Annotated in this window: 14 protein-coding genes and 1 pseudogene; 9 read left to right on the plus strand and 6 right to left on the minus strand. The window is 61.1% G+C overall.

All coding sequences use genetic code 11. From position 1 onward, the window contains the following. Positions 1-12: 12 nt before the first annotated feature. The gene (locus BGRAMDRAFT_RS04405) at positions 13-1071 is read left to right on the plus strand and encodes a ParB/RepB/Spo0J family partition protein (protein ID WP_006047460.1); all 1059 of its coding nucleotides are present in this window, start codon (positions 13-15) and stop codon (positions 1069-1071) included. Between the two features lie 135 nt (positions 1072-1206). Here BGRAMDRAFT_RS04405 and BGRAMDRAFT_RS04410 read toward each other — a convergent pair whose 3' ends face one another. Next, the gene (locus BGRAMDRAFT_RS04410) at positions 1207-2556 is read right to left on the minus strand and encodes a replication initiation protein (protein WP_006047461.1); all 1350 of its coding nucleotides are present in this window, start codon (positions 2554-2556) and stop codon (positions 1207-1209) included. Positions 2557-4395: 1839 nt separating this feature from the next. Between BGRAMDRAFT_RS04410 and BGRAMDRAFT_RS04415 the strand changes: the two genes are divergently transcribed. Next, positions 4396-5601 carry a DNA-binding protein gene (locus BGRAMDRAFT_RS04415; protein WP_006047462.1) on the plus strand — a complete coding sequence of 402 codons (1206 nt, stop codon included), beginning with the start codon at positions 4396-4398 and terminating at the stop codon, positions 5599-5601. A 124-nt stretch (positions 5602-5725) separates the two neighbouring features. On the opposite strand, the gene BGRAMDRAFT_RS04420 is transcribed toward BGRAMDRAFT_RS04415, so the two are convergent. From BGRAMDRAFT_RS04420 to BGRAMDRAFT_RS04430, 3 genes are all read right to left on the minus strand, one after another. Continuing rightward, entirely contained in the window at positions 5726-6808 is a 1083-nt protein-coding gene (locus BGRAMDRAFT_RS04420; RefSeq protein WP_006047463.1) for a tyrosine-type recombinase/integrase, read from the minus strand. A 55-nt stretch (positions 6809-6863) separates the two neighbouring features. Continuing rightward, on the minus strand, positions 6864-7265 hold the full coding sequence (locus tag BGRAMDRAFT_RS04425) for a DUF2471 family protein (protein WP_006047464.1): 402 nt from the start codon (positions 7263-7265) through the stop codon (positions 6864-6866). A gap of 102 nt (positions 7266-7367) precedes the next feature. Then, positions 7368-7991 (minus strand): helix-turn-helix domain-containing protein, encoded by a 624-nt coding sequence (locus tag BGRAMDRAFT_RS04430; protein ID WP_006047465.1) that lies wholly within the window; start codon positions 7989-7991, stop codon positions 7368-7370. A gap of 130 nt (positions 7992-8121) precedes the next feature. Between BGRAMDRAFT_RS04430 and BGRAMDRAFT_RS04435 the strand changes: the two genes are divergently transcribed. Beyond that, complete coding sequence (locus tag BGRAMDRAFT_RS04435) at positions 8122-9336, plus strand: glycine C-acetyltransferase (protein ID WP_006047466.1); 1215 nt, start codon at positions 8122-8124, stop codon at positions 9334-9336. After that, on the plus strand, positions 9333-10364 hold the full coding sequence (tdh, locus tag BGRAMDRAFT_RS04440; protein ID WP_006047467.1) for an L-threonine 3-dehydrogenase: 1032 nt from the start codon (positions 9333-9335) through the stop codon (positions 10362-10364). The genes BGRAMDRAFT_RS04435 and tdh overlap by 4 nt, the downstream gene beginning before the upstream one ends. Positions 10365-10405: 41 nt before the next feature. On the opposite strand, the gene BGRAMDRAFT_RS04445 is transcribed toward tdh, so the two are convergent. Continuing rightward, positions 10406-11056: a YceI family protein gene (locus tag BGRAMDRAFT_RS04445; RefSeq protein WP_006047468.1), complete on the minus strand. Its 651-nt coding sequence runs from the start codon at positions 11054-11056 to the stop codon at positions 10406-10408. A 108-nt stretch (positions 11057-11164) separates the two neighbouring features. On the opposite strand from BGRAMDRAFT_RS04445, the gene BGRAMDRAFT_RS04450 reads away from it, so the two are divergent. From BGRAMDRAFT_RS04450 to BGRAMDRAFT_RS04460, 3 genes are all read left to right on the plus strand, one after another. Then, complete coding sequence (locus BGRAMDRAFT_RS04450; protein WP_044020298.1) at positions 11165-11857, plus strand: TetR/AcrR family transcriptional regulator; 693 nt, start codon at positions 11165-11167, stop codon at positions 11855-11857. A 30-nt stretch (positions 11858-11887) separates the two neighbouring features. After that, complete coding sequence (locus BGRAMDRAFT_RS04455) at positions 11888-12367, plus strand: nuclear transport factor 2 family protein (RefSeq protein ID WP_006047470.1); 480 nt, start codon at positions 11888-11890, stop codon at positions 12365-12367. Between the two features lie 229 nt (positions 12368-12596). Next, positions 12597-13196 (plus strand): hypothetical protein, encoded by a 600-nt coding sequence (locus BGRAMDRAFT_RS04460; protein WP_006047471.1) that lies wholly within the window; start codon positions 12597-12599, stop codon positions 13194-13196. An 8-nt stretch (positions 13197-13204) separates the two neighbouring features. On the opposite strand, the gene BGRAMDRAFT_RS04465 is transcribed toward BGRAMDRAFT_RS04460, so the two are convergent. Next, entirely contained in the window at positions 13205-13990 is a 786-nt protein-coding gene (locus BGRAMDRAFT_RS04465; RefSeq protein WP_006047472.1) for a YkgJ family cysteine cluster protein, read from the minus strand. A gap of 250 nt (positions 13991-14240) precedes the next feature. On the opposite strand from BGRAMDRAFT_RS04465, the gene BGRAMDRAFT_RS04470 reads away from it, so the two are divergent. Both BGRAMDRAFT_RS04470 and BGRAMDRAFT_RS04475 read left to right on the plus strand, forming a co-directional pair. After that, positions 14241-15458 (plus strand): diguanylate cyclase domain-containing protein, encoded by a 1218-nt coding sequence (locus BGRAMDRAFT_RS04470; RefSeq protein WP_006047473.1) that lies wholly within the window; start codon positions 14241-14243, stop codon positions 15456-15458. Positions 15459-15702: 244 nt separating this feature from the next. Continuing rightward, positions 15703-16026 (plus strand): annotated as a pseudogene (locus tag BGRAMDRAFT_RS04475) (response regulator). The last annotated feature ends 262 nt before the right edge of the window (positions 16027-16288 follow it).

Genomic DNA, 16288 nt, shown 5'->3' on the forward strand with positions numbered 1-16288 from the left:
AAAGGACCCTGAATGAAACCCTCCCAATTCGCCAAAGGCTTTCAAGCACGTCCTGATACGACCAGCAGCGAGAAACGAACTGCACTTGACCGCCTGAACGCCATCGACGGTCTGGTCAAGAACAACGTCTCGAAGTCCCAGGACGGGACAGCGCGGACCTTGTCGTCCGTGATCCCGCAGGCGCAAACCGACCTCGACACCGTCGATACGGAGAACGAGTCCGCCGCCTACCGCGCGTGGAGAATGGAACACGGATATCGCCCCGGCCAGGTCATCGAACTCGCGTTGAAGACCATCAAGCCGAGCCCGTTCAATCCGCGGCATTTTTATCTGAAATCGTCGATAGCCGAACTGGCCGTCAATCTGGCGAAGCAAGGGCAGCAGCAGGCAATTCACGTCATTCCCGACTACGACAATCCCGGCACCTACTTCGTCAGTGACGGTGGCCGACGTGTGCGCGCGCTGAAGGAAGCAAACAAGGAATCGGTGAAGGCGATCGTTATCGACCTGCCAATCGGAATCCAGAGCTACAAGCTCGGCTACGACCTCAACGTCCAACGCGATTCACAGACCGTATTCGACAATGCAGTCGTTTGGAAACGCTTTCTGGAGGATCGCCATTTCCAGAGCCAGAAGGAACTTGCCGAGCACCTTGGCCTCGACGAGTCGACGGTTGCAGTCGCCTTGTCGATCGCCAAATTGCCGGAAGCGGTCATGCACGAGATGGTCGCGCGGCCGGATCGTTTCGGCTCCAACATGGCTTATCAAGTGGGCCGCTACCACACCGCGCGCGGTGCCGACGCGACGCTGCGCCTCATCAACAAAATCATCTCCGACGACCTGAGCACGCGGCAGGTCGCCGACATCGTCAAAGGCAGGGCAACCACGCAGGAAAGCACCAAGCCTGCGGGTCGCCAGCGCTACGCGCAACGGCTGGAAATCAAGCTGGACGGCGTATCGGTGGGCGACCTGAAGTCATACGGAGATGATCGGATCGAGTTGCGCCTGAAGGGTCTCACGCGTGAAAAGCGCGACGACATTCTTCGCCAGATCGAGAAGATGCTGAAGTAATAGACGCGGAACAAAGCGCGGAACAAGGCGCAGAACCAGGCGCAGAACTAGGCGCGGAACGAAGCGGCGGCACAACGGCGCAAGCCAACCGCCGCCGCCAGCAATCAGAGCGGGATGCGGCGAGGCGCGGCGCAATCAGGCCGCGCGCGACTGACTCAGCGTAAAGGCGAGCAGATCGCCATCGGTCGGTTCGCCCCAGGTCTTGCGAGCGAGCCAATCGAAGAAAGCGGTTTCCACAATCTTCGAGTCCAGTCCCCGGCGGCGCCAGTCGTCGCGCATGTGAGCGCCGAGCCCCGGCAATTCTTCTTCCTCGAAAGACTGCCGCGCAATCTCGCGCTCCGACTCGCCCTGCTCGTCATAGAGCTCGCGCGCTTCCCGGCGACGATACGCGGAATACTCGCCCAACAGTCGCGCCTTCAGGTCGTCTGCGGGGGCCGCCACTGCAGCCTTCGCACTGCCGACGGACGGCACGGATTCGACCGGCGGTGCGTAGCCCTTCTTCAGCGCGTCCTTGAAGAGCGCCGGCGCGCTGCGGACCGGCGGCAACGACGTACTACGCATGCGCTGCTCAGTCATCTGCAGCGCCGCGCGGATACGGTTCTCCTCGCTGTCCGCGTAAAGCGTCTGAGCCTCTTTGAGCGGGATGCCGATCTTGACCATGCGATCCACCAGCGTGCTGTCGAATACGTTCGGATGCTCATCGAGCGCGAGCATCGGCTGCTTGCGCTCGGTCACGCGGAACTGGATTTCGGCGACGCGCCGGCCTTCGCGGTGCTCGATCAATTCGACGAAGATGTTCGTGACGGCATTAACCTCGGCGATCGCCGGGCGCAAGTAGTCGCGCTTGAAGTATTTGTACTCGCGCTTCGCTTCGTCGCCGGCTTCCGTGTCGGGCGTGCCCGACAGGATCGGGCGCCACCATTCCCACGATTCGCGCATCGTCAGATGGCTCGGATTAGTCAGATAGCGCACGCAGATTTCGTACAGCGCGAGACCCGCGCTGCTGCGCAACTGGCTCTGGAATTGCAGGCTCAGGCGCGCATACTGGACCGGATCGAGCAGCTTCTTCTTGATCTTCGGCGCGAACGAGAACTCCACCCAGACCCGCCGCGTAGTCGGATCTTCGAGAATTTCGGCGTCGGCGATCAGCGTGGAGATGCCCCACTTGCGGCCGGGCTTCTGGCTGGACGTGCCGGTGCTCCATTCGACCTGAACCGACACCATGCGGCGCAGGTGTTCCTTGACGAGCGCGGTGTCGTTGGAATCGAACGCGGAATTGGCGACGATGTCGGACAGCAACGCGCGGTAGGTATCGCCCGATTCGTCGGCCTGTTGTGCAACGGCGAGCAGCACGTTGAACAGCTTGCGCGTCAGCAGCGTGATCTTGCCGCTCTTGGGCTGAATGGCGATCGCCTCGACGGCCTTGCGCAACTCCGCCGAGCTCGGGCTGACTACATCGGTTTTCTTGGCGCGCTTCGTGGCCATGCGTCTGGTCAAGGAGGGATTTGGCGAGAGCATACCGACTGTGGTGATACGCGTCTATAGCGCGGCTCTCACCGTTGCGGGTGAAGGCAGTTTACGCGATGCGGCTCACCTCGGGCGACTCCCGAAAACCCTCACCTGACCATTTGACGCGAGATTCCGGCGATCCTTTAGCGTCGCGGCTTGGGAAAAAACCCGCGCTTTTTGTGCGGACGGAAAGGGGAACTCGTTGATCCCGAATCTTCTCACCTTAAAAAATTTTTGGGTTTTGGACCGCAACGCTTGTCGTCCACGGTCGCGGCGCTGGCAAGCGGGACGCAGACAGATCGACGAGGCGAATACTGCGATCTCGGCGGGCAAGCGCACCCTTTACCTATACGTTCGCGGAGCGCCGCGGCCAGCTCAGTCCAGTTGTCCGGCGACGCATGCGATCAGTAGTGCGCGTAGCTTCCCGCAAAAGCTCACCATTAAGTGCGTTCAGCGCTCCGGATGACGCGGGTTCCAGCAACCCAGGCTATCGGTACTGCTTCAAAACAGTCCCGGAAGTCCTCACCTTTGGCATCGGCGATGCGCTGGCGCAGTTGCCAAACCTTCCTCCCGAAAAGCCTCACCTTTCGGCTAACCCAGTAATTTCCCCTTTGTTATCCGTTACTTACCTCGAACATAAAAGAACCACCATGCACCGCGCGCGGCTCTGCATCTCCCGTAAAACCTCACCTTAACGCCGAATTGTCTCTGTCCAGGAGCCTTGGTGCAGCGCAAGACGTTCCCGGAAACACTCACCTTTCGGATCCAGCTGGCTCAGGCCTGATGAAGATCAAGCCCCGTCCACAGGACATTTGCGGACCATGAAGTCGGCTGCTTTCCTGCATTCGCTCACCTTTGGGCGAAAAACGCGGCCGAAAATCTCCCGAAAAGCCTCACCTTTGCCTGTCGGCGCCCGGATTTTGACCAGCCGTGGCAAGCCCCTAGTTGCAGGTCCCGTATTTCCTCACCTTTTGCATAGAGCAGTCACCGCTCACCGCCATGTCGTGGCAAAAAGCATCACCAACACCGCCAACGCTCCCGAAAAAGCTCACCTACGGTAGTCGACTGCACAAAATCAAGGCAAAACAGGCTACCGATCCCCGTAAAACCTCACCTTGCATCCGCGTTTTCTCCTGTCTTGGCTCACCTCGAGGTTTTTGGACCCCCGAACAGGGGCAAAAACAGCGTGGTGCGACCGTCCTGTAAACACTCACCTTGGCTCCGCCGGTGCGAGAGATCGCTTTCTAGCGCAGCCGGGCGCTTGCGAATGATAAGCTCCCGCAAAATCTCACCTTGTGCCCGCACTCACTGCAAGGACGCTTCCCGAACCCGCTCACGATGTTTCCCGCACCGGCTCACCACTGTCCCCGAACCTCATCACTCGTGCGTCCCGCAGGATCTCACCTGGCTTCCCGGAAAGCTTCACCTTGCCGCCGGGAAACCCGCGCCAGGTAAGGCTTTGCCTTGGCGTTAACGTTTTTAACCTAGGTTCAAGGGTGTTTACTTTTATTACTCTCTAGTCTCGAACCCGCGAGTCCTCCGGAAAGAGCCACATCCCCGACCACCTTCCGAAGCTTGCGCATCGTGAAACAGTGCCTAATGAAAGAAAAACTGGATAATCAGCTGACAGAACAAAGACTTACATGACGTTCTTCGTTTTGTTTCACGGAAAAAACCAGCACGCACGACGCAACGAACAGGAAGCGCAGGCTACCCAGCATAAAAAGGCTCTGCCACAGCCAGTAGACAAAAAATCGTAGCGCATGATACGTAACTTGTTATGATCGCTACACTTCACGACTCGCAGAGGCCTAAATGAACCTGGACGACGAACGTCGAGCCCTACGCGAAGAGCTGGACGCGATGCGAACCAAAGGCGCTCGACGGCAAGAACTCTCACTGCACGCCTGCAAGCGGCTGTTCTTCGATCTCGGCATACGTCCGTCGATGGCAGCCGTGCGCGATCTGACCCAGACCGGCAGCGCCAGCGACATCCCGAAAGACATCGACCACTTCTGGGAGCGCATCCGCAACGTCTCGCGTGTGAAGATCGGCGGCGGCGCAATCCCGAAAGCTTTGGAAGAGCGTGCCGGAGAACTCTTGGGCGCACTCTTTGAAGAAGCGGTCGCACAAGCACGCACCTCATTGGATGCTGAGCGCGACGAAGCACGCGCCCAAATCGCCGCGGCCGAGCAGCGTGCGCGCGACGCGGAAATCCGCCGCGACGCCTCCGAAGAAGCCATCAAGCGCAGTGAGCAACGGGCGGAAGCCGCGTGGGAACGCATCCGGGCGCTGGAAGCCGAGCTCTCCGCCGTCGCCACGCACGGCACAGCCCATCAGGAAGGACTTCAGGCAGCGGTGCGCCGGCTCGAACACGAAAATCAGACACTTCAGCAACGCGTCGACACCGAGCAGGCGACAAACGCGACGCTGCGCGATCGCATCGACGCCTTACATGTCGAGCTGCGCCAGAGCACCGAGCACTATGCCCAGCAGATCAAGGACGCCGTCGCGGAAGCCGAGCGCCGGGTCAAGCCGATGCTGGTCGAACTGGACTCGTTGCGCAGCATGGCCGCGACCTATCAGTCGGGTGTGCGCGACGCCAGCCGCAAGGAGTTCGAGTTCATTCAGCAACTTGCCGCGGCGAAAGCGCGCGGCGACCGGCTGGATGCGCAACTGCGCGAACAATCGGACGAGATCGACGCGCTGACGAAAGAACTGGCGAGCCTGCGCAGCCAGCAGGGCATCGATCCGGCGATCGGCGGTTTGCTGTACTCGCTCGTGCAAGCCGGCCGTCTCACCAGCGACGAGTTGCGCACGATCGGCACCGCAGCCGATGGCCACGTGAGCTTGCCGTTGCGTTGTCCTAAATGCGAAGAAGGTGAGCCGGAACTGTCGCAAGTCGATCACCAGTTCGAATTGCAATGTCCGGAATGCGATCACTCGTCCGGGCCGGGCGATTCACGGCTGGAAGCCGTGAGCCGGTTTTTGTCGCGCGGCTCTTTGTCCGCTCCGGCCTGAAGCAAGGAGCCGAGGAGCCCGAGAGCCCGAGAGCCCGAGAGCCCGAGAGCCCGAGAGCCCGAGAGCCCGAGAGCCCGAGAGCCCGCAAAGGTGAGGAAATTCGGGACCTGAAAAGTGAGAAGTTTCAGGATTCCGCCGAGCCCGCTTTCCTCGTAAAACGCCTGTCGGTGCGAGCTTCGGGCAGGAGCGGCGCGGCCGGATCGGGTTCCTCTGTGACGCGTGAATTCTGCTGTTCCATCCACGTTTGCCACGCGCGATACAGACGATTCGCGGACACGGCCTGAACAAATCCGAGCCATTGTCCGACCAACTCCGCTTCCACGCCGCTCTCGAACAGATCCGCGGCAAACGTGTTGCGCAAGGTGTGCGGACTGGCGCGCGAGGTACGCGACGCCGCGATGCCCGCCGCGTCGACGAGCGCATCCACTGCGCGAAGCATCGTGGCTTTATGCATCGGCCTGCCGGAAGGCGAAGCGGTAAAAACGAGATCGCCAGCGAGCCCGACCAAACGCCGCTCGGCCAGCCAGGCGTCGAGAATCGCGGAAGCGAACGGCGCGAGCCGTGTCCGCCGAACCAGCATGGGATTAGCCGAGTCGATCGTGATCCACGGCGAGCCTGGCGTCGCGCAACTAACCGTAAGCGCGGCGGCCTCGCCGGTCTTCAGTCCGCCGCCGAGAAACACCGCGATCAGCGCGCGGTCGCGCCGTTCTTTCCAGCGCTGCGCGCGTGACAGCGCCTGCACCGGCGAAAACAGATGCGCGATCAGCGCGGCGCGTTCGGCGTGATGAAGGAACCCGGTCGGCTCGTTGTCGCGCGCGTTGCGCCACGCAGCCTCGCCATCCTGAGCGATGAAGCGGGCAGGATTGGTCGACGATGCCTCGACTTCGCGCACATGATCCAGCACCCGCTCGATAAGCCGCAGATAGCGCACGCGTTGCGGCTTGCGTATCTCGAGCCCGGCGACGAAATCGGCGATGGTCTGCGTATCGACGGTGACGAGACTCTTTTGGCGCGCCCTCAGCCACTCGAGGAAAAGCCCCCACTGCGCCTGGTACACCTGCGCCGACGAGCGCCTGAAATGCTGCCGGGCGAGCCATGCGTCGAACGCGACTTGCGGATCGCGGCGCCAGTCTTCGCGTTGCTGATCGAACAGATCGGTGGACGATTGGCGACGCGGCACCGGGTCGGACAAGTGAGGAGGCGACATGCGCTATCTATCGGTTAGTTGCGCATATTGTAGACGTGGTGCAAGCGCAGCCGGCTTAATCGCCCCAGGCTTGCACTCGCTTGTGGACAGCAGCGCCTTCGGAGGTACGTTGCGCGGCGCGGCGAGCGGCTTCCTCGTAAGCCAGAACAGCAAACGCAAACACGGCGGGCAGCGCGGTCGACATGCCGAAGTCCACGGCCTCGTCAGTCTCGGGATACGGCAAATCCGACGGACGTTGAAACAGACCGAGCATGAGCGCGTCATGCCGGCTGGCAAATCCGAGGTCGGCGAGCGCCTCGGCTTCAATCGCGTGAAGCAGGCGCCAGGTGAGCGGCACTTGCTGCACGATGTAGCGCCCGGCGATGTTGCGGACGATACGTTCGAGATCGCGCGCCGCAGTTTGATAGCGCAGCGCAGCCAGAGCGTGGTCGGTCGGGGCGGTTTTCAGGTCGTTCATTATCGGCTCCAGTCGATAGCCTGTACTGTACAAACATACAGTATCCGGCGCAACCTCGCGCAAGCCCCGATTCCGCGTAGACGCCTCTTGCTGCTCGATGCCTCAGCCGTGAATCACCACCAGCAACGCCTTCGCCTCGCCTTTGCCGGCATTGCGGATAGCGTGCGGCTCATCGGCGACGTAGCGCGCCGTGTCCGCGGCCTTGAGCCGTTTTGTCGTCCCGGCCGCCTCGATTTCAATCGACCCCTGTAGCACCGTGAGATGCTCGCGCGTGCCCGGTTCGTGCGCGTTGGACACGAGCGCACCACCCGCCTGAAGCGTCAACTCGTACCACTCGAATTTGCCGGCCAGCTCGATCGGCCCCCACACGCGCAACTGGTATTTCGCGTCGTGTCCGCTTAACGTAGGAATCTCGTGCGGACCGGCGACGGCGATCGCCTCGGGCGTCTTTTGCGGCGCGAACAGCGAATCCAGGCTCACGCCAAGCGCATTGGTCAGCCGCCAGGCGACTGCGATCGTTGGATTCGCCTTGTCACGCTCGATTTCAGAGAGCATCGATTTCGACACGCCCGCCGCACGCGACAGATCGTCGAGCGTCATGCGCCGCTCGGCGCGCAGACGCTGAATCTGTTCGCCGACGCGCGGCGGCGCCGCGATTGCACTCGGAGTGGGTGCCGCGCCAGCCGCCGCACGGCGAATACCCGAACTTGCCATTTCCTGACCCATCGTTTAGAGTTGTTCGATATACCGGATTTTAGTTCGAAAAAACGAAAATATCCGATAAAACTGACAACCGACTATAGCAGGCCGTCGCCTGTTCGCCCACGTCGGTCTCACCCATTCAGGAGCCCGGTTCATGCGTGACTCATTTCTCGCCCATCTGCGCGGCACGCTCGAGCAGATTCGCGCCGACGGCTTTTACAAGAGCGAGCGCGTTATCGACAGCCCGCAATCGGCCGATATTCGTCTCGCCGACGGCGCCGAAGTACTGAACTTCTGCGCGAACAATTATCTCGGTCTTGCCAACGACGCTCGCCTTATCGAGGCCGCGAAGCAAGGGCTCGACAACGACGGCTTCGGCATGGCGTCGGTGCGTTTTATTTGCGGCACGCAGACGGTCCATAAGCAACTCGAGCAGGCGCTCGCCGCGTTTCTGCAAACCGACGACTGCATTCTCTACTCGAGCTGTTTCGACGCGAACGGTGGCCTGTTCGAAACGCTGCTCGACGAGAACGACGCAATCATCAGCGACGAGTTGAATCATGCGAGCATCATCGACGGCGTGCGGCTTTCGAAGGCCAAGCGCTTTCGCTACAAGAACAACGATCTCGAGGACCTCGAAGCCAGACTGAAAGAGGCCGACGCGGCCGGCGCACGCTTTAAGCTCATCGCCACAGACGGCGTATTTTCGATGGACGGCATCATCGCCAATCTCGCCGGCATCTGCGATCTGGCCGACCGCTACGGCGCGCTCGTGATGGTCGACGACTCGCACGCCGTCGGCTTTATCGGCGAACACGGACGCGGCACGCCGGAACATTGCGGCGTGCTCTCGCGCGTCGACATCATCACGGGCACGCTCGGCAAGGCACTCGGCGGCGCATCGGGCGGCTATATCGCCGCGCGTAAGGAGATCGTCGAATTGCTGCGTCAGCGCTCGCGGCCGTATCTGTTCTCGAACACGCTGACGCCGAGCATCGCGGCGGCGTCGCTGAAAGTACTCGAACTGCTCGCCAGCGACGAAGGCGCGCAACTACGCGCCCGCGTGCGCGAAAACGGCGCGCACTTTCGCGAGAAGATGAGCGCGCTTGGTTTCACGCTCGTGCCGGGCGAACATCCGATCATTCCCGTGATGCTCGGCGACGCGCAGCTTGCTTCCAGAATGGCCGATGCGCTGTTGAACGAAGGCGTCTACGTGATCGGCTTTTCATTCCCCGTCGTGCCGAGAGGCCGCGCGCGCATCCGCACGCAAATGAGCGCGGCGCATACGACGGAACAGATCGACCGCGCCGTCGATGCGTTCGCGCGCGTCGGCCGTGAGCTTGGCGTGATCCAGGCGGAGGGCGCATGAAGGCACTCGCAAAACTCGAACGCGCGCCGGGTCTCACGCTGACCGATGTGAAGCTGCCCGAAGTCGGCCATAACGACGTGATGATCCGCATCACGCGCACGGCGATCTGCGGCACGGACATTCACATCTGGAAGTGGGACGACTGGGCGCAAAAAACGATTCCGGTGCCGATGCATGTCGGCCACGAATATGTCGGCGAAATCGTGCAAATGGGCGAGGAAGTGCGCGGCTTTTCGATCGGTGATCGCGTGTCGGGCGAAGGCCACATCACTTGCGGCTTCTGTCGCAACTGCCGCGCGGGACGCCGGCATTTGTGCCGCAACACGGTGGGCGTCGGCGTGAATCGCGAGGGCGCGTTCGCTGAATATCTCGTGATTCCGGCGTTCAACGCGTTCAAGATTCCGCCTGAAATCTCCGACGATCTGGCCGCGATCTTCGATCCGTTCGGCAACGCGACGCACACGGCGCTGTCGTTTAACCTCGTCGGCGAAGATGTGTTGATTACGGGCGCGGGGCCGATCGGCATCATGGCCGTGGCGATTGCGAAGCACGTCGGCGCGCGCAACGTCGTGATTACCGACATCAACGATTACCGGCTCGACCTCGCGCGCAAGATGGGCGCGACGCGCGCGGTGAACGTGTCGCGCGAATCGCTGCGCGACGTGATGGCGGACCTGCACATGGCCGAAGGCTTCGACGTCGGCCTCGAAATGTCCGGCGTGCCGAGCGCTTTTACGAGCATGCTCGAAGCGATGAACCACGGCGGCAAGATCGCGCTGCTCGGTATTCCGCCGGCGCAGACCGCGATCGACTGGACTCAGGTGATTTTCAAGGGCCTCGAAATCAAGGGCATTTACGGCCGTGAGATGTTCGAGACCTGGTACAAGATGGTGGCGATGCTGCAAAGCGGGCTCGACTTGTCGCCGATTCTCACGCATCACTTCAAGGTCGACGATTACCAGCAAGCGTTCGCGACCATGCTTTCCGGCGAAAGCGGCAAGGTCATTCTCGACTGGACGGCCGCGTAAGCATCACGACGCTTGCCGTCTCACACACGCCCGCGATGCGCTCACGCGCCCGCGGGCGTTTTGCCGAATTCAGCCTGAATTCGTACGTGAATGTCGTCGCCCACTGCGGGATACCACGTCGCGAGGCCAAACTTCGCGCGGCTGAACTGTCCTTCCGCGGAAAAGCCAAGCGTGTCTTTTTTCGTTAGCGGATCTCGTGCGAAACCGTTGAACGTGACGTCCAGCGTGACGGGTTGCGTTACGCCGTGAATGGTCAGATTGCCCGTCAACGTGCCGCGAGATTCGCCGGTGCGCTCGAACTTCGTACTCACGAACCGAATCTCCGGATAGCGCTCCACGTCCAGCAGGCTTTCGCTTTTCACCATCTTGTCGAGCAGCGGCACGTTCGTGTCGATGCTCGCGGCGTCGATTGAAACCGACACGCTGCTTTGCTCGAGACCGCCTTCGTTCCAGTTCAGTTGCCCTTTCTTGCGATCGAAGCGCATGGTGAAGCGCGAATACTTGAAGTGTTCGACGTCGAACGTAATGCTGCAATGATCCAGGTCGAGGTCGTAGCGCCCGACCGGCACGCGCGCTTCGTTCTGGCTGACCGAATGCGTCAGCACTTGCAGCGGCGTGCAGGCCATTGATGTAAGCAGCATTGCGGCGAGTAAAGCGCGTACGGCAATGCTGCGGGCAGTGAACGCATTCATCAAGTGAGTTCCGGTTGTTTGCTGGCAACCAGGATAACAGGTGCCGCGCACGTCGTGCAAAAAGCGGCAAGACTTGACGAGGGAGAATGATCGTTCTACCCTTCGCACATGGCTACGGATACTCTCATGGAAAAGGCATCGGCGGCTGGCGCGCGTGAGCGTCTGCTGGACGCTGCCGAAGCGTTGATCTACGCGGGCGGCATTCATGCAACCGGCGTGGACGCGATCGTCAAGCAGTCGGGCACCGCGCGTAAGAGCTTCTACACGCATTTCGAATCGAAAGACGCGCTCGTCGCGGCCGCGCTCGAGCGGCGCGACGAACGCTGGATGAACTGGTTTGTCGAGGGCACGCAGCGGCGCGGCAAGAGCGCGCGCAAACGGCTGCTCGGCATGTTCGACGTATTGCGCGAATGGTTCGCGTCGGAGGACTTTCACGGTTGTGCGTTTCTGAACGCGGCCGGTGAGATCGCTTCGGCGGAAGACCCGATTCGCATCGTCGCGCGCGAGCACAAGGAGCGCTTGCTGGCTTTCGTGCGGACGCAATTCGACGAGTTCATCGCCGAAAGCAAACTGGACGCGAGGCGCGCCGCGCGTTTGTCGCGGCAGTGGCTGGTGTTGCTCGACGGTGCGATCGCGGTTGCGCTTGTCAGCGGCGAGCCCGATGCGGCGCTCGACGCGCAGGCCGTCGCTGTCACCTTGCTCGACGCTCAATCAGCCGGCAACGGGAACACGCCCGCACGCAACAAAACTTCAAGCCGACCTTCACGCAAGTCCCCGCCGACGAGGCGACCCGCATCCTGACTGCCCACCTGACCAAAAGCGAGGTATCTCATGACCGATCCGATCGAAACCCGTCCGCCGCTGCCGCCCTTTACGCGCGAAACCGCCATCCAGAAAGTTCGCGCCGCGGAAGACGGTTGGAACACGCGCGACCCTGAACGTGTGTCGCTCGCCTATACGCAGGACAGCGTGTGGCGCAATCGTGCGGAATTCACGCATGGGCGCGCGGAAATCGTCGGCTTACTGCGCCGCAAATGGGCGAAGGAACTCGACTATCGCTTGATCAAGGAACTGTGGGCGTTCACCGATAACCGCATCGCCGTGCGCTTTGCCTACGAATGGCACGACGATTCCAACAACTGGTTCCGCTCGTATGGCAACGAGAACTGGGAGTTCGACGAGCATGGATTGATGGCGCGCCGTCACGCCAGCATCAACGATCTGCCGATCCGCGAAGCGGACCGTCTGTATCACTGGCCGCTCGGCCGCCGTCCCGACGATCACCCTGGCCTTTCCGACCTCGGTCTATAAACACTCTGCCTGCAACGTGAAAACGCGTGAAAATGCGGCGCGCGTCTTCACCGCTTTGCCATCGGTCCTCCATTAGAGTTGTGTTGACGCTTGCCGGCACGTCTTGTGCCCGCAAGCCCGAGTGCGTCTTCAACATCGCGCGAGTGGCTTGCGGTACAGTGCGCGACGGGCGGCACGCACCGATATGAGAACAGCATCGCGCCGGCGTTCGACTGGCGATGGAGAGGACATGCATCTTCGGCAGATCAGCAGGCGGATGACCACGCAAATCGGCAGGCAAATCAGCCAGCACAAAAGCCAGCACACCGGGCAGCATACCGGCCAGTTCAAAACGCACCTTTGCCGCGTATTGTTCGCGTTTGCCGCGAGCGTCGCCGGCACCTCCGCGGCGCATGCGGGCAACTGGTGTGAGGGCGGCGTATGGGTCGACGCGATGCTGGGTTCCTATCACATCAATCCCGACCCAGACAAACACTTCGAGCAGTTCAACCCAGGCCTCGGCGTCGAATGCTGGCTCAACAATCAATGGGCGCTGACGGCGGGCGGCTTTCGCAATTCACTGCGCCGGCCGTCGTATTACGGCGGCGGCGTCTGGTCGCCGGATTTTCTGCACTGGGGCATTGTCCGCATAGCGGCGATGGGCGGCATCATCTCCGGCTATAACTATGGCAACTGGGGACTCGGCCGCGATCACACGATCGGACCCGTGCTCGCGCCGCTCATCATGGTCGAATACAAGCGTGTCGGCGCGAACTTCATCGTGATTCCGCCGATCCCTTCCGACGATCTTCCATTCACCATCGGCTTTCAGGTGAAGGTGAAGTTTTAGTTCGCCTTTCAGTGAGTCCCACTCCCCGAGACATCGTCCGGGAAAAAGCCCAAGAAGGTAGCGCCCTCTGCTTCCCAAGCCGACGTTCTCGATACGACCGCATCAACTGAATCCAATGCGTTCGCCGTCTCACTTCGGTTCGAGACAAATTGCCACGAACTTGCCGTGGCCGTCTTGACCATTTGCGCCGACTCAAGAGCGCTTAAGAGACTGGATCGGTCTGGCGTGTGAACAACGAACCCTTCGTTGCTCAAGGCCGCACTGCCGATTCCGAGCGTTGTGCAGAGGGCGGCTTTCGCCCAGACATCGGCAGCATCCGTGTTGCGCGACTCAGTGACTAGCGCGGCGATCTGCGCGTCGACAATTTGTCCTTGACGCAACAGTGGCGAGCTCGCACCCGTCCAGGCCTCCGGCGGACACGCTTTCTGCGCTGGGTCCATGGAAATGAACGGGTTAATTTCCGCAGGATAAATACGGCATACCAGAGGTCGACTTTCGTAAGCGCCGCATCGCATGTCTTCTTGCAGGTTCGGACATGGACCATCGAATGCTGCAACGATGACAACGACCACTCGTACGGGCAGAGAACCGCTTGTAGCCGCAAACGAGCGTCGGCGCTTATGTGCCGCGACCAGATTGTCTTCCGGCGGCTCTTCCGGCCACGGCAGCGCTTCAACAAATAGCTGAACGTCGTGGCCTCGCTTGAGCCACGCGATTGCTTCGGATACGGTCAGCGGCAACCGAAGGTTGTGACAACATTTGCCGCACATCGTGCAGTCGAAGTCCATGTCCATCCGTCAAGCTCCTTTGGCCAAATCATTCTTCCCGTGTTGCGTTTGATAGTTCGAACGTTGTCGCGCTATCCAACACGGGTGATGTTGGGCTTAGTCGGGGCTACCGCAAAAACCTGACACTGCTTTTCAAAAAAATTGTTATGCGGTGGCATCACGGCAATAGCTGACGCAAACACGCTTCGCGAGAGTCTGTCACGGCTCTCCAGTATCATTACACCCTTCCACCATCCCCACCGCCCTGGAGCCTCTCGTGCCCGCGCGTTTGTTCCGCTCCGCGAAAGCCGACCGTAACCGTTTCATTGCGCTCTACATCAGCATGGCCATTGGCTTGCTCGTCGCAGCCGGTCTGTTCGTGTACGAAGCGAAGATCATTGTCGCCGACGGTCTGCGCGACGAGGAAGCGTTCGCCGTGCTCGGCGCCGCGAATCGCGTGCTGCACGATCTCGAGAACGCGGAGACCGGCCAGCGCGGCTATCTGCTCACCGGCGATGAAGCCTACCTCGTGCCCTATCGCCAGGGCATTCGCGACCTCGACGACACCGTTTTGCGTTTGCAGCAGGCAGCAGGCAGCGACGAAAAATCGCTCGAACTCGTGCGCCGTGTCGAGCATGCGAAGACCGACAAGGTGGTCGAACTCGCGCGCACGATCGAACTGGCTCGCAGCGGGAATCGTGCGGCCGCCATCCAGCTCGTGCAGACCAACGAAGGCAAGGCGTATATGGATGGCCTGCGCCAGGACCTCGGCGAACTGCTGAACGAGTGGCGCGAAAGGCGCAAGGTCGCCACTCAGGATGCGCATCGGCGCCTCGTGTTCGGCAGCGCCGCGCTCGTTGCCATTGCCGTGCTCGTGTGCTGCCTGATGGGGTACACGGTGTATGTTCAGCGTCGTGCGTTCGCGAGAGTACATGCGTATTCGAACATGCTCGATCAGCAGGCCGCGCAGGATACGCTGACGGGACTTCCGAACCGCCGCCGGCTGCTGTCCGCCATCGACGCGCTCTCGGGCAACGAAGCCGAGTCGCGCCGAATCGCGCTTCTGTACCTCGACATAGACGGCTTCAAGAAGGTCAACGACGCGATGGGCCATAGCGCCGGCGACGTGTTGCTGCGCCGGCTTGCAGAATCGCTGCGGGCCGCGACGCGGCAGAGCGACACGCTCGCTCGTGTCGGCGGCGATGAGTTCGTGCTGCTCGCAACCGATTGCGGCGACGACGCCCAATTGCGGGAACTCGCCGAGCGCCTTGTCTCAGGTGTGCGAGCGATCGGCGACAAGGAGTACGGCGGCCGTTTTGCGATTGGCGTGAGTATCGGCATCGCCACGTTTCCGGACAGGGTGCAGAGCATCGCAGGCTTGCTCGACGTCGCCGATGCCGCCATGTATGCGGCCAAACGCAGCGGCCGTTCGACGTATAGCTTCGGCAGTTCGCCGGCTGCGGGGCTGTCGAATGTCATCAAGCTGACGCGATAACGTATCGCGTGAGTCCGCACGTTGCTTGCGGATATCGCCAAAGGTGAGCCGTTCCAGGATGGTGAGGAATTCCAGGAGACGGCATCACCATCGACGTCTTCAAATCCAAAGGTGAGATGTTCCAGGAGATGACGCGACGCCTGCAATGGTGAGTCGTCCCAGGATTCACGCCGCACCTTTGATGCATTTCACCCGACAGCGTGCGTAAAGGTGAGGAGTTCCAGGAGGTCGCCGCAAAGGTGAGATCGTGGATGAGTCCAGTACTGTGCGCGACGCAGTGGCGGGTTTTCTTTCTGAACCGGAACGGTCTCGGCATCGACACGAGCGATGCATGGCAAAGCATCAAGGTCGTTGATCAGCGACGTAGACACGCCGAATATAGCCGGCCTCACGATGGTCAAGAAAATTCGCGGCGACTCGCGAACAAGACTGTCAACGTCATCATGCTGACAACCGAAAGCAGCCCGGCGATGAAAGAATGCGGCAAGGCTGCGGCGTCAAGGGCTCGATCGTGAAGCCGTTCAAGGGCGACGCGGTGCTGGAGACGTTTCATAAGCTCGCGAACTGACGCTTGCGCGCCACGCCTCAAAGGTGAGGGTTTTCGGGAGCGGTTCGGCGCGTGAGTTCCGCGCTTGATTCGCACGCGTTATCGTCGCGAAAATGGGCGAAATCCGCTAAATGTCCGCCTGGTGCGGGGGCCAAAGCTGTGTCGTCCCGGGGCTTCATCCGCTCTAAGGTGAGGGAATTCGGGAGCACTTCGACGCTGCGGCGATCCGTGAGCGACTGGAACGCATGTGCCTCACCGTCCATATGGAGTCGGACGGTTCGCG

Origin of the sequence: Paraburkholderia graminis C4D1M (assembly GCF_000172415.1) — a bacterium.
Taxonomy (GTDB): domain Bacteria; phylum Pseudomonadota; class Gammaproteobacteria; order Burkholderiales; family Burkholderiaceae; genus Paraburkholderia; species Paraburkholderia graminis.